We start from the raw sequence: 12,972 nt of genomic DNA, 5'->3' as shown, positions 1-12,972 counted from the left end.
GAGCTTTTTGAAAAAATTAGGGAATAGGAGTAGTCAAATGTCTATTCAAATACAACAGGCAATCGATAGCATGCGAGAGGAGCTGCAGGTTGATTTTATTGGGATTGCTTTATCCAAAGTCAATACCGGAACGAACCTTCGCACGATTCACTGGCAGTATGTTGCAGGGAATACTAATCAAAATTATAAGCGTATCCGACTGCAGGTTGGCAAAGGCATTGCCGGGATTGTCTGGCGCACAGGCAGAAGCTATTGTGAGACGAATCTGCAAGTAGATCCCACAGAGCTTGTGGAGCTGCCGATTGCTCGAATGGAGAAAATCGAAACAGCAGTTGCTGCCCCCATTTTAAAAAAAGGACGGGTACAGGGTGTGTTATTATTCGGCTATCGCAAGCCATTGGAGATAAGCGATGATTTTTTAAGAGTGGTAGAGTCAAGAGCTGAGCAACTTCTGGCATTATTGGAGGAAACCTAAAAAATGAAGGAACAGTTTTTTGAACAAGTATTCATGGAAGCGAAGGATGGATTGTACCTGTTATCTGATTCCGGAGAAGTCAAAAAAAATAAAGCAGCGATCGAATTAGAGGCGCGATCGATTGTTCCATTGGACAGAGTGATCGAGATTGCCAAAGGCAAGGGCTGTGTTCTCCATACCACGACGGATAAATGCCTGAACTGTGAGGTGAAGGAGACGTGGAGTCCGACGGTATTTCCTTTGATATTGGAATCGAAGGAAGGGGGGCAGGAGCGCTTTAGTGGAAGCTTGACGTTGATTAATGAAACGGCGCAGCTGTTAAGCTTACGAAGTATTGAGCATCAAGAGACGATGCAGCATGTGATCGACAATAAACGATTGATTGAATACGTCAATCAGGCACATGAGAAGGAGCGCCGTGCTATCTCACAAGAGCTGCACGATGGCTTGGCACAAAGCATCTATAGCTTGATGTTGGATGTTCGGCAAATAAAGAGAATCGATGATAGAGAAGAAATCATTCAACGAATCGAGCAGATTGATGAAGATTTTGTTTCACTGCTGCAGGAGGTCAAGCAGATCGCTGTTGATTTACGACCAACTGTATTAGATGATCTGGGACTGGTTCCCGCAATCGAAGCCCTCTTGCATCGTATGACAGAAACAACAGGAGTGGTTGTTCATTTTATTCCGGTGCTGAGCCGACAGCGCTTTTCGGAGCGACTGGAAACGGTGACCTATCGCGTGCTTCAGGAAAGTGTGATGAACAGCGTCAAATATGCGGAAGTCGATGAGCTATGGGTGACAATAAGAGAAGTTGATGAGTACTTGGTTTTAGAAGTCCGGGATCATGGCAAAGGGTTTTCTCTAGCTGCTGTCAGCAAAGGGACTGGAGAAGGCTTGGGGCTTTTACATATGCAGGAACGAGCCGAATCTGTTGGTGGCACATTGAAGATTCAAAGCACAGCCGGTGAAGGAACGACGGTATCATTGAAGCTGCCGGTCGACTGGGAGGGGAAACGAGATGAATGTAGTAATAGCTGATGATCATGCAGTCGTAAGAAGCGGTCTGCGCTTATTATTAGAGTCTTACCCTGAGGTCTGTGTCGTCGGAGATGCCGCAGATGGAACAGAGACATTTTTATTGTTGGAAAAATACCCTGTGGATATCGTCTTAATGGATGTTCGTATGCCGCCGGGAGAAAATGGGTTGCAGACGACTCGCAGAATCAGTGAACATTTTCCAGCCGTCAAGGTCATTATTTTGAGTATGCACGAAGAAGAAGAATACTTGAGAAAAGCTTTGGAATATGGCGCAGCAGGCTATATTTTGAAAAGCTCATCCGATGAGGTTTTATTGGACTCGTTGCAAAAAGTTATGAATGGATTGCGCGTTGTTGATCCTCTGTTTGCTATTGCTGATCCACAAAAATGGCTGGATGAGCTGGAGGGAGAAAATAATCAATATTACGAGCGCCTATCTAAAAGAGAACGGGAAATCTTGCCTTTGGTTTCTTTAGGCTATACAAATAAAGAAATTGCAGAGCGTCTGTTTATTTCTGTAAAAACGGTCGAAGTACATAAATCTAATTTAATGAAGAAGCTGGAAGTTGAAAGCTTTTCTGAGTTACTGCACTATAGTATCAAACATCATTTAATCGATTTGTGAGGTGGAAAGAAATGAATAGTGTGTTATATGTGTTTCATGGCAGTCAGAAAGATGAGAAAAACAAGGCAGCGATTGCTTTCGTTGAGCAGTTGAAGCAACAGATAGGGGCAGATATTCCGCAGGAAACGGCTTTTTTAGAAAACCATCCCCATACGATTTTGAAACAGTCAGAGCTATTGATTGCTCAAGGCGCAGATCATATTGTGGTTGTACCAGTGTTGCTGTTTGCAGCAAAGCATGCACTTGTCGATATTCCAGCAGAGACGGCTGAAGTTGAGCAGAAACATCCTAAGGTTCGCTTCACACAGGCGGAGACATTTGGGCATCGACAAGGAAGTCGAATGGTGCTTTTGGAACGTTTTGCAACAGTAAAAGAAGAAAATCCGTCACAGGAATTTACAGGGATCCTATTGGCTCATGGGACAAAGATGACAGATGAACCTCAACGTCTGTTGGAAGAAATCGCTGTAGAAATACAGGAAAAGGTTGGATTTCCTATCAAAGCGGTCAGTCTGAAAGGGCAGGGGGATTACCTTGAAGAAATTCGTCAGACAGTAGCTGAAAACCGACAGCCAATCATCGTACCATTCTTTTTATTCGATGGACATTTGATTCATTTGATGAAAAAAAGAGTAGCCGAAGCATTTCCGGAGCAGACGTTTATTATAACGCCGACCTTGGCATTTGATCAGCAGATTCTGCCGGATTTAAAGCAGATTGTGGAAGGAGCCTTTCATGTATCCGATCATGCTTGATCTCAAGGATAAGACAATTGTGATTATCGGTGGTGGAAGAATTGCTTTAAGAAAGACGAAGGCTTTGTTGCAGGCAGGCGGTCGTGTGGTAGTAGTTGCACCTATGCATGATGAAGAATTTGAGTCGCTTGAAAATGTGGCACTTATTAAGAGGCCGTACCGCACAGGTGATTGCAAAGAGGCACACTTGATTTTTGCCTGTACAGATTCCAAAGTCATCAATCAGCAAATTGTTGAGGAAGCGGAACCTTGGCAGTGGGTCAATGATTGCAGTAAAAAAGAAAACAGTGACTTTTTCAACATGAGCATTATACAGCATGAGACCGGTGTCGTTGCTTTTTCAAGCAATGGCCAGTCGCCGGTAGAAACGAAGAAGCTAAAGCAGGAAATAGAAGCGCTCTTGTGTGAGAAAGAGTTGCTTCACAACAAAATAGAATAGAGAGTCTTCTGGTTATTACAATTGGGTCAATAGATAAAGGCTTAAAACAAAGAGAAAATCTTCGCGGATTCATTAGTGAAGATTGTCTCTTTGTTTGTGTGTCTATGGCATTAAAAAAAGATCAACTATCTGCTGCTTATTAGGAGATTCCCTAATATTCAAATTTCTTCATGATTGGTATCCTGAAAAAAAGAATGTTCAAATAATCACAATGAGGAGATATATACGATGAAAGAGAAGCTTGTATTAATCGGTAATGGTATGGCTGGTGTTCGAACAATCGAAGAAATTCTGGAACGTGACCCGGATAGATACGAAATAACGATTTTTGGGGAAGAAAAGTACCCCAACTATAATCGAATCATGCTTTCAAATGTTCTTCAAAAGAAGATGGAGGTTGCGGAGATCATCACGAATCCGTTGACTTGGTATGAAGAAAACAACATTCGTTTGGTCAACCATGATCCAGCGATAAAGATCGACAAGGAAAACAAGCTTGTTCATAGTGCTTCTGGTCAAGAAATCGCGTATGACAAGTGTATTATTGCAACAGGATCAAGAGCGTTTATTTTACCTGTGGAAGGTTCCAAATTGCCGGGGGTTGTTGGTTTTCGTACGATCGATGATACAGAAGCGATGCTGGAAGCAGCGAAAAGTTATAAAAAAGCGGTGGTTATTGGTGGTGGACTATTAGGTCTGGAAGCAGCTAAAGGCTTAGTTGATCAAGGCATGGAAGTAACCGTCATTCATCTTGAAAAATGGTTGATGGAAACGCAGCTGGATGCAAAAGCCGGCGAGATGCTTAAGGCTGACTTAGAAAAACAAGGTCTGAAGTTTCTAATGGAAAAACGCACAGAAAAGATTTTGGGAACAGATCATGTGACAGGTATCACATTCAGTGATGGTTCGTCTATTGAAACCGATCTTGTGGTCATGTCAGTCGGTATCCGACCAGAAGCAACCTTAGCGAGAGAAGCAGGGCTGGATGTTAATCGTGGGATATTGGTCAATGACTTTATGCATACAAGCAATGAACATATCTATGCAGTTGGTGAATGTGTGGAGCATAACGGCCAAGTTTACGGATTAGTTGCACCATTATTTGAGCAGGGAAAAGTGCTGGCAGATATTTTGACAGATAAAGAAACAGCCCCCTACCAAGGAAGTACGACATTTACTTCCTTGAAGGTATCAGGCTGTGATCTATATTCAGCCGGCGAGATCAAAGAATGCGAAGGCGTAAATAGTATCGAAGCATTTGACGGACTAAACTTTACATATAAAAAAGTATTTGTTCGGGAAAATAAAATCGTCGGTGTTGTTCTTTATGGCGATACTTCAGAGGGCAACCGCTATTACAATATTTTGAAGAAAAATGAAGAGATCGATGGCTATACGCCGGTATCTCTATTGCATATGGCAGGAGAAGAAACAAGTACGGATGTTGGCGAATGGCCGGATGATGAAATGATTTGCGGCTGTAATGGTGTGACAAAAGGAACGATCGTCAGTGCAATCAAGGAGAAGGAACTGACATCGATTGCGGAAGTGACAAAATATACTAAAGCCGGTGGTTCTTGCGGAAAATGTAAACCATTGATTGGAGATATTTTGGCGTATACTCTTGGTGGCGCTGTTGCCAGCGGACCAACTGGGATTTGCGGCTGTACTTCTTTGACTAGAGATCAGATTGTGACGCAAATCCATGCGAAGCATTTGACTTCCTCTGAAGAGGTTTATAAAGAACTGGCCTTCCAAAATCCGGAAGGTTGCCCAAAATGCCGTCCAGCAGTCAACTTCTACTTGAATGTTGCTTGGCCGAAAGAACATGCAGATGAACGGGAATCAAGATATGTGAATGAACGGATGTATGGAAATATTCAAAACGATGGCACATATTCTGTGATTCCTCGAATGAGAGGCGGAAAAACAGATCCGCAACAGCTAATGTTGATCGCTAAGGTAGCTGAAAAATATGATGTTCCAATGGTCAAAATCACCGGTAGTCAGCGTATTGGCTTGTTTGGTGTAAAAAAAGAAGATATGCCTAAAATTTGGGAAGAGCTGGATATGACTGCAGCAGCAGCTTATGCGAAAGCTGTTCGTTCCGTGAAAACATGTGTGGGCGCAAACTTCTGTCGTTTTGGCACACAGGATTCACTAGGGTTAGGAATCAAGCTGGAGCAGCGTTTTGAATTTATCGATACGCCACATAAATTCAAAATGGGCGTCTCTGCTTGCCCGAGAAGCTGTGTAGAAAGTGGTGTGAAGGACTTCGGAATTATTGGTGTAGAGAACGGGTTCCAGATTTATATTGGCGGTAACGGCGGAACTGAGGTCAAAGAGGCTCAGCTATTGACGACGGTTGCCACAGAAGAAGAAGTCATTGAGCTTTGTGGTGCGATGCTGCAGTTTTATAGAGAAACAGGTGTTTATGCAGAACGTACGGCACCGTGGATGGATCGTCTTGGGTTTGATAAGGTCAAAGAAGTACTCCTTGATTCTGATCACAGAAAAGAATTGATTGTCAGACTGGATGAAGCAGTTGAAGGACGCCGAGGCAACCCTTGGGAAGAGGTTATCAAGGATGAAGCACTTCGAAAAGATCTATATACAGTAGGGAGAGTATAGCATGAAAAAAATATTCGTAGCTTCCATGAATGAGCTAGTGCCTAGAATCGGAAGAGAAGTACTGGTTGGTGATCAGAAAATCGCTGTATATCGTTTGAGTGATGATCAAGTAAAGGCGATCGAAAATATCTGCCCTCATAAGCAGGGGCCATTGGCAGAAGGTATTGTTTCAGGTGAGTTTGTTTTTTGCCCGCTGCATGACTACAAAATTTCGCTGAATGATGGGATCGTACAAGATCCTGATGAAGGATGCGTCCGTACATTCGAAACAGTTGTCGAGGGTGATCAAGTTTACGTGATGGTGGACTAGATGGGGATCGTTTATTTTGTAGGAGCCGGGTCTGGTGATCCTGAGCTCCTCACCCTTAAGGGGAAAAGATTGCTCGAAACCGCAGATGTTATCATTTATGATCGGTTGGTGCATCCTGTTTTTCTTTTTCTGGCAAAAGCCGATGCTCGGTTTATTTATAGCGGAAAATACCCTAAAAATCATGTTCTAAAGCAAAAGAACATTAATAAATTGCTTCAGGATGAAGGGCAGAAAGAACAGGTCGTGGTTCGCTTAAAAGGCGGTGATCCGGGAATTTTTGGTCGTGTAGGTGAAGAGATCGCAGTACTAAGAGAGCTTGGTGTTCCCCACGAGGTCGTACCGGGAATCACTGCCGCATCTGCAGCAGGTAGCTATAGTGGGATTCCTCTGACACATAGAGAATACAGCAGCAAGGTTACTTTTGTTACAGCGCATCGTAGAGCCGGCGAGACCTTGGATTTCAAGGGGTTGACTGAAAAAGGGACGATTTGTCTATATATGGGCGTGGAATACGCTGTAGAAACGCAGAAAAAATTATTGGAACAACAGGTTTCAGAAACGATGCCGGTTGCCATTATCGAATGGGGAACACTTGGAAGACAACGGACCGTAATAACAGATTTAGGAACGATGCTTGAATCAATCAATCAGCAGGACATCCAGAATCCATCCATGATCATTGTTGGAGAGGTTGTGTCGGTAAGAGAGGGAGCAGACTGGTTTGAACAGCGCCCGTTATTCGGTAAAAAAATTCTTTTAGTGGATACCGAAAGGATTTCATTTGAGACGATCGTTACGTATACGCAGCAAGGGGCCGATGTCTATGCAGTCCAAACAGGTGAACAACGAGATCGTCGTTTTGATGAGGTCAATGACTATTATCTGTCAGACCATTCGTTTGATGAAATCATTTATTTAGGGAAAACAGTCGCTGGGACATACCCAAATCACCAATTGTCTTTATAAGGAATTACATAAAAAGGAGAGAAAAATTATGGGGTCATTTCAACCACCGGAAATAGTAGATGTTACGATAGAAAAAGGGATTCAAAAAGCACGTGCCAGCTTCCTAACTTTGGCAGTGCTTGGCTTTATGGCAGGGATGTTCATTGCCATTGCCGGCGTCGCAATGATCCGAACGATGGGTACAATGCCGAGTGAGTGGGGAACATTAGTCAATGTGATTGGTGCAGCGGTTTTCCCATTCGGGCTGATTTGCTTGTTACTGGCAGGCGGAGAGTTAGTTACCGGGAATATGATGGTTGTTTCTATGGCGTTGTTTGCAAAGAAAATCAGTGGGAAAGAATGGCTGAGAAATATTGTGATCGTTACGATTTTTAACTTGGTCGGTTCATTGTTTGTTGCGTATTTCTTCGGGTATCTTAGTGGCGCCTTGCAAGGAGATTTTGCGGAGCGTGCTATTCAGATATCGCTTGGACGGACAAAGGATACGCTACTGCAGGGATTTCTATCAGGTGTGGCATGTAATATTTTAGTAAGTACAGCCGTTTATCTAAATTTTGCGGCGAAAGACTTCATAGGAAAAATCGTAGGGATCTTTTTACCGATCATGGGCTTTGTTATTTGCGGGTATCAGCATGTGGTTGCCAATATGTTTTTGATTCCAATGGGGATCATTCTCGGTGGAAATACATGGTCTGAGTTTGGTAAAAATATGGTCAGTGTCTTTACCGGAAACTTAGTCGGCGGCGGGGTGTTTATCGCAGGGATGTATTTCCTTGCATACAAAGTCGGTACGAAGAAGTTGTCAAATCAGTAAAATTTAGTATGATAGATGAGTGTGACGAAATACATGAGAGGACAAGCTCACTAGTGCATGAACGACAGGCAATAGTAGTTTCCCTGTAACGCATGATTTTGTGTAGGTCATTTATCAAATACGATGAATGGCAAGAAGTTGTAGCAGAAATTGTATAAAAGAAAGAAGTTAAGCAAATGAAACCCATTCGTGTTGGGACTAGAAATAGTCCATTGGCTATGAAACAGACGACGATCGTTATTGAGCTGTTACGAGAGGTTCATGGCGATGTTGCAATAGAGATCGTTCCCCTGGTTACTACAGGGGATCGTTTGCTTTCCGTCAGCTTGTCAAAAATCGGTGGAAAGGGTCTTTTTATTAATGAAGTTGAGCAGGCACTGCTAGAGGGAAGCATCGATTTTGCGGTCCATAGCTTGAAGGATATGCCGGCTGTTATAGGTAAAGGGCTGACCTTGGCCGCGATACCGAAGCGTGCGGTTCCATCTGATTGTCTGATTTTTCGAGAGGTCAGCAGTATTTCAGAGTTGCCGAAAAATGCGAGAATTGGAACGAGCAGCTTACGCCGAGAGTTTCAAATGAGCGGCTTGCGAAAAGATATTCAAGTCGAATCCATTCGGGGGAATGTAGGGACGCGTCTGAAAAAGATGGAAGAACAGCAGCTGGATGCGATTGTCTTGGCATCGGCTGGTTTAGAACGGATTGGTTGGTTTGATGCCCCGACGCATGCGTATCAGCAGTTGGATGTAGCTTCCTGTATACCAGCGGTTGGTCAAGGAGCTCTAGCTGTAGAATGTCGCGCCGATGATTTTCAGATGATTGCTTTTTTACGAAAGATCAATGATTCGCTGACAGAATTGCTCGTTACAGAAGAGCGAGCTTTTTTAAGAGTGCTTAATGGGAATTGTGAAATCCCAGTAGGTGCTTATGCTGAAAAAACGGATGGTGGGTATCGAATGTCCGGCTTTTTAGGGGATAAAGAATTGAAGCATTCAGTGACTCAAACCGTGGAAGCCGCTTCTATTACAGGCGTTGGAAAGAAGCTTGGAGAAGTACTTCTTAAGGAATTAGGAGAAGACAGCAGATGAGGAAAATTTTGCTGACACGTTTGGTAGCGGATAACGACGAGGACAAACGATACTTTGAGCAGCTAGGCTATCAATGCATAGAACAGCCTTTATTAGAGCTGTCTTTGCATCAAGCGGCTTCGACATCGTTGCAAGCTATGGAACAAGCAGAGTGGTTATTTCTGACTAGTCAGCACAGTGCGGCTTTTTTTCTCCAGCTTTTTTTGGCGCAGTATTCTTTTTCTTTTCTACAAAAGAAAAAATTTGCAGTGATTGGTGAAAAAACAGCGGTAGTACTTGAAAAAGCTGGATTATATCCAAACTTCCAATCCCGTTCTGCAACTAAAAGAGGGTTATTTACGGAGTGGCTGGCAAGCTATAAGGAGCCGACAACTATTTTTTATCCGAAAAGTAGTCTTGCAGACAGTCGATGGGAAGAGGCTTTTTCTGTTCAGGGACATCATTTCCAAACGGGAATCGTCTATGATAATCGGTTTTCAGAGAATCAGAAGAGTGCGTTACAGCAGCTGCTAAATGACTCGACTATTGATGCGGTGTATTTTACTAGTCTGTCTTTGTGGCAGAGATTTTACGCAGTATATAGTCAAATCAACGCAAAAACTGAGTTAAAATTTTACTGTGTGGGCCAAACGACGCAAGAGGTCATTCAGAAATCTGGGTACCATGCTGTGATTAAAAAATGAGCATCAAGTTGGTGAGTAAGTCAAATTAACTCTGGACAGACAGTTGTTTTCTGAGTAAAAACTTGTTAAAATAATGGAGATATTCATCTTATCAACAAGGGTTTTAGGCTCAGATGAAGTTAAACAGAATAAATAGAGAATAAACAAAATCGCCGGGTTTTGCATAAATAAGTGAGTAGAGAGATTATCCGATAGGCCATCGAAGGATAATCAATCTGCTCTTTTTTTGGAGGAAAAGAGATGAAAACAACGGAGAAAAAAGAACTGACTGGCTATGTCAGTAGAAATGTGTTGAGCATGCTGGGACTGTCACTTTATATACTGGCAGATACTTATTTCATCGCAAATGGTGTAGGTCCTTATGGATTGACAGCATTAAATCTGGCGCTGCCACTATTCAATTTGATTAATGGGCTTGGTTTATTGATGGGGATGGGAGGAGCAACTTTGTTCTCTCTCAATAAAAGTGCAGCACCCGAAATGGGGAAGAAATATTTTTCTCAGCTAGGGTTGATCAGTATTATCTTAGGGCTTCTTTTCACTGTATGTGGGGTGTTCTTTGTTGAACCATTGGCCGTTCTTTTAGGGGGAGGAACGGAAACATTGCCGTATTTGATGACTTATTTACGTGTTATATTGATTGCAGCTCCTTTTTTTGTAGTAAATAATTTTGCTCTCAGCTTTGTGAGAAACGATAATAATCCCCATCTGACAATGGTCGCGATGATTGGATCAAGTCTTTTCAATATTGTATTTGACTACCTGCTGGTTTTTCCTCTAGGACTAGGTATGCTTGGGGCAGCCTTGGCGACTGCGGCTTCACCGGTACTTAGTTTACTGATTTTGACGATGCACCGTCGGAAAGCGAATCGTCTACTCAGTATAGAGTGGACACGTCCTGTATGGAAAACGGTTAAGGATAGTGTTAAGTTGGGTGTGCCGTCATTTTTGACGGAGATGAGTAATGGTGTCAGCATTTTGATATTCAATATCGTCCTACTATCCTTAGCTGGAGATATTGCGGTAGCAGCATTTGGTGTTCTTGCGAATATTTTCTTGATTGGTTTATCTATGTTTACAGGAGCCGCACAAGGGATACAGCCAATCGTCAGCAGAGAGTTTGGAAAGAAAAATTTTATTACAGTAGCAGAGGCATTGAAATTTGGCAGTCTGGTCAGTTTGAGCATCGGTGTGGTTTTATATGCAGCTATGGTCATTTTCAAACTTCCAGTCATTCAATTTTTCAATAGTACAAACAACCAAGAGCTGATTGGTTATGCAAGTCAAGGCATCCCCATTTACCTTGCCAGCTTTCTGTTTTCCGGGTTGAATATAGTATTTAGCATCTTTTTTGCTTCTATTGCAAAACCAGATTTTTCATTTATCTTAGTATTACTTAGGGGATATTTACTAATTATACCTGCTGTGTTCATTATGGGCAGCACATTTGGAATTATTGGCGTCTGGAGCAGTCTGCCAATGGTTGAACTACTGGTATTCTTTGTCAGCCTGTTCCTTCTCCTCAAAACAAGTAAGCAAACCTTTTCAAAAAAAGGGACTCGTTGAGCATGTTATGAGTAACAAAGTTATCCTCCATCGTATAATAGAGTGGATGACACCTTGAAGGAGGAAATAGTGTGAAAACTAATCCATCTAGGATAAGAAGCAGTCCAATAAATAAAGCGCACACCAAATAAACGTCAAAAACGACAGGTCCGACGATAAAAAAGTTATTTAGATGAGTGGTGCTAAGTCTTTTCTAACAAAATCATCTGGTAATAAACCTTCTGAAATGAGTAGTTTGGTTGCTTGTTTAAGAGCTTTATCTTTCTGCTTTTGAATAAGATTGTCTGGCATGTCAATCTTATACAAGTCAGTCGGATTCCAAACTTCTCCAGTCGAAAGCATATGGTAAATAGCTGTAAGCATCATCCGAGCGATTGCGATGATCGCGCGCTTTTTACCTCGTCGTTTATAAATACGCTCATATTTTAAACGGTAATAGGGATGCTTCTCTTTCGCTTTTACCGCAGCGTGAGCACACTGGACAAGTGTTGGTTTTAAATAAACGCCAGCTCGAGAGATGCGGACAGATTTCTTTTTACCAGCAGATTCATTACTACTAGGAGAAAGTCCTGCCCAGCAACATAATCTTTTTGACTGTGAGAACTGAGACATATCAATGCCAATTTCAGAAATAATTTGGATAGCTGATTGGCGACGAATCCCTGGAATCGTCTCTAGTAGTTGAATAGCTGGTTCGTAGGGTTCAACCATTTGGTCCAATAGGTAATCAAGGAAGCTAATCGAGTGATCAAGGTAAGTTTTGTGTTCTTCAATCAGTTGAATTCGAATAATCTGTTCATTTGTAAAAGAGTAACCTTCAATTGATTGGATGAGCTCCTGTCCTTTAGGCTTCATGCTTCCATGAAGCAAGTCGAGCACATGATTCGGATCAAACGCTTTACTTGAAATCAAATAATCTCGGACTCTCTTAGAGCTGACACCAAACATGTCAGAAACTACAGAGTCCATGGCAACATTACCAACGGTAAAGGCATTTTGAAGTCGATTTTTCTCGCTAGAACGATGACTGACTAATCGGGTCCGATAACGAGTAAACTCACGCAAGACTCGAACATCTTTTTCAGGGATAAAACTGCCTCTTACCAATCCCATACGGAATAGTTCGGCAATCCATTTGGAGTCCTTCTTATCATCTTTGTTTCCTTTTACTGCACGAACCCATTTGGGGTTCGCAATCGTGACGTTCATCACGTCTTCAAGCAAATTGGAAACGGGGACCCAGTACTTACCGGTACTTTCCATACAAACATCGTAGCACTTGCATTCTAACAGCCAGTCTTTCAATGCCAGAATCTGGTTGTTAAAAGTTGAAAATCGTTTTTTCTGATAATGCGGCGTTAATTCGCCAGCTTTCGTGGTGATGACGGTAGCTATTAAAAAGCTTTTGTGCACATCAATACCACAACAAACGGGATAAACGACTTTCATGATTCTTCGCCCCTTTCTATAAGTAGCGGAGAGGCAGTGACTGGCCGGGGCAGCATTTAACAGAAGTTGTTAAAACAATGATTAGTGTGCGGACTCTAACGTTCCACTCATTTGTGCTTGAATGCCCTGG

At 42.5% G+C, this 12,972-nt stretch carries 13 protein-coding genes; 12 read left to right on the top strand and 1 reads right to left on the bottom strand.

All coding sequences use genetic code 11. The features are described from left to right. Nucleotides 1-37 precede the first annotated feature (37 nt). The 12 genes from A5888_RS10615 (at nucleotide 38) to A5888_RS10560 (ending at nucleotide 11,393) form a co-directional block, all read left to right on the top strand. The gene (locus A5888_RS10615; protein ID WP_086349734.1) at nucleotides 38-475 is read left to right on the top strand and encodes a GAF domain-containing protein; all 438 of its coding nucleotides are present in this window, start codon (nucleotides 38-40) and stop codon (nucleotides 473-475) included. Between the two features lie 3 nt (nucleotides 476-478). Beyond that, nucleotides 479-1,519, top strand: a complete 1,041-nt coding sequence (locus tag A5888_RS10610) for a sensor histidine kinase (RefSeq protein ID WP_086349735.1) — start codon at nucleotides 479-481, stop codon at nucleotides 1,517-1,519. Beyond that, entirely contained in the window at nucleotides 1,500-2,144 is a 645-nt protein-coding gene (locus tag A5888_RS10605; RefSeq protein WP_086349736.1) for a response regulator, read from the top strand. The genes A5888_RS10610 and A5888_RS10605 overlap by 20 nt, the downstream gene beginning before the upstream one ends. A gap of 11 nt (nucleotides 2,145-2,155) precedes the next feature. Continuing rightward, nucleotides 2,156-2,899 (top strand): sirohydrochlorin chelatase, encoded by a 744-nt coding sequence (locus A5888_RS10600; RefSeq protein ID WP_086349737.1) that lies wholly within the window; start codon nucleotides 2,156-2,158, stop codon nucleotides 2,897-2,899. Beyond that, on the top strand, nucleotides 2,880-3,338 hold the full coding sequence (locus tag A5888_RS10595) for a precorrin-2 dehydrogenase/sirohydrochlorin ferrochelatase family protein (protein WP_086349738.1): 459 nt from the start codon (nucleotides 2,880-2,882) through the stop codon (nucleotides 3,336-3,338). The genes A5888_RS10600 and A5888_RS10595 overlap by 20 nt, the downstream gene beginning before the upstream one ends. 228 nt (nucleotides 3,339-3,566) lie before the next feature. Continuing rightward, nucleotides 3,567-5,969: a nitrite reductase large subunit NirB gene (gene nirB / locus A5888_RS10590; RefSeq protein WP_086349739.1), complete on the top strand. Its 2,403-nt coding sequence runs from the start codon at nucleotides 3,567-3,569 to the stop codon at nucleotides 5,967-5,969. A 1-nt stretch (nucleotide 5,970) separates the two neighbouring features. Then, nucleotides 5,971-6,279, top strand: coding sequence for a nitrite reductase small subunit NirD (gene nirD, locus A5888_RS10585; protein ID WP_086349740.1), 309 nt, complete (start codon nucleotides 5,971-5,973; stop codon nucleotides 6,277-6,279). After that, entirely contained in the window at nucleotides 6,280-7,245 is a 966-nt protein-coding gene (cobA, locus tag A5888_RS10580; RefSeq protein WP_086349741.1) for a uroporphyrinogen-III C-methyltransferase, read from the top strand. It begins immediately after the preceding gene. A gap of 28 nt (nucleotides 7,246-7,273) precedes the next feature. Next, a complete protein-coding gene (locus tag A5888_RS10575) occupies nucleotides 7,274-8,059 on the top strand; it encodes a formate/nitrite transporter family protein (RefSeq protein WP_086349742.1) in 786 nt (261 codons plus the stop codon). Nucleotides 8,060-8,235: 176 nt separating this feature from the next. Continuing rightward, complete coding sequence (hemC, locus tag A5888_RS10570; RefSeq protein ID WP_086349743.1) at nucleotides 8,236-9,144, top strand: hydroxymethylbilane synthase; 909 nt, start codon at nucleotides 8,236-8,238, stop codon at nucleotides 9,142-9,144. After that, nucleotides 9,141-9,827, top strand: a complete 687-nt coding sequence (locus A5888_RS10565) for a uroporphyrinogen-III synthase (protein WP_086349744.1) — start codon at nucleotides 9,141-9,143, stop codon at nucleotides 9,825-9,827. Before hemC ends, A5888_RS10565 begins: the two co-directional genes overlap by 4 nt. 240 nt (nucleotides 9,828-10,067) lie before the next feature. Beyond that, on the top strand, nucleotides 10,068-11,393 hold the full coding sequence (locus A5888_RS10560) for an MATE family efflux transporter (protein ID WP_086349745.1): 1,326 nt from the start codon (nucleotides 10,068-10,070) through the stop codon (nucleotides 11,391-11,393). A gap of 168 nt (nucleotides 11,394-11,561) precedes the next feature. Here the strand turns inward: A5888_RS10560 and A5888_RS10555 are convergent, their stop codons facing one another. Then, a complete protein-coding gene (locus tag A5888_RS10555) occupies nucleotides 11,562-12,842 on the bottom strand; it encodes an IS110 family transposase (RefSeq protein ID WP_086349540.1) in 1,281 nt (426 codons plus the stop codon). Nucleotides 12,843-12,972 lie beyond the last annotated feature (130 nt).

The organism is Enterococcus sp. 9E7_DIV0242 (assembly GCF_002140975.2).
GTDB lineage: Bacteria > Bacillota > Bacilli > Lactobacillales > Enterococcaceae > Enterococcus_L > Enterococcus_L clewellii.
Note: the sequence above shows the minus strand (reverse complement) of the source record. Positions and strands in the feature narration are given on the sequence as shown.

What these genes read in the sequence shown, in the direction of transcription:
- hemC (WP_086349743.1), top strand. Translation starts at nt 8,236, where the DNA reads ATGAAACCCATTCGTGTTGGGACTAGAAATAGTCCATTGGCTATGAAA.
- A5888_RS10595 (WP_086349738.1), top strand. Translation starts at nt 2,880, where the DNA reads ATGTATCCGATCATGCTTGATCTCAAGGATAAGACAATTGTGATTATC.
- A5888_RS10605 (WP_086349736.1), top strand. Translation starts at nt 1,500, where the DNA reads ATGAATGTAGTAATAGCTGATGATCATGCAGTCGTAAGAAGCGGTCTG.
- A5888_RS10615 (WP_086349734.1), top strand. Translation starts at nt 38, where the DNA reads ATGTCTATTCAAATACAACAGGCAATCGATAGCATGCGAGAGGAGCTG.
- nirB (WP_086349739.1), top strand. Translation starts at nt 3,567, where the DNA reads ATGAAAGAGAAGCTTGTATTAATCGGTAATGGTATGGCTGGTGTTCGA.
- A5888_RS10575 (WP_086349742.1), top strand. Translation starts at nt 7,274, where the DNA reads ATGGGGTCATTTCAACCACCGGAAATAGTAGATGTTACGATAGAAAAA.
- A5888_RS10600 (WP_086349737.1), top strand. Translation starts at nt 2,156, where the DNA reads ATGAATAGTGTGTTATATGTGTTTCATGGCAGTCAGAAAGATGAGAAA.
- cobA (WP_086349741.1), top strand. Translation starts at nt 6,280, where the DNA reads ATGGGGATCGTTTATTTTGTAGGAGCCGGGTCTGGTGATCCTGAGCTC.
- A5888_RS10565 (WP_086349744.1), top strand. Translation starts at nt 9,141, where the DNA reads ATGAGGAAAATTTTGCTGACACGTTTGGTAGCGGATAACGACGAGGAC.
- A5888_RS10560 (WP_086349745.1), top strand. Translation starts at nt 10,068, where the DNA reads ATGAAAACAACGGAGAAAAAAGAACTGACTGGCTATGTCAGTAGAAAT.
- A5888_RS10555 (WP_086349540.1), bottom strand. Translation starts at nt 12,842, where the DNA reads ATGAAAGTCGTTTATCCCGTTTGTTGTGGTATTGATGTGCACAAAAGC.
- A5888_RS10610 (WP_086349735.1), top strand. Translation starts at nt 479, where the DNA reads ATGAAGGAACAGTTTTTTGAACAAGTATTCATGGAAGCGAAGGATGGA.
- nirD (WP_086349740.1), top strand. Translation starts at nt 5,971, where the DNA reads ATGAAAAAAATATTCGTAGCTTCCATGAATGAGCTAGTGCCTAGAATC.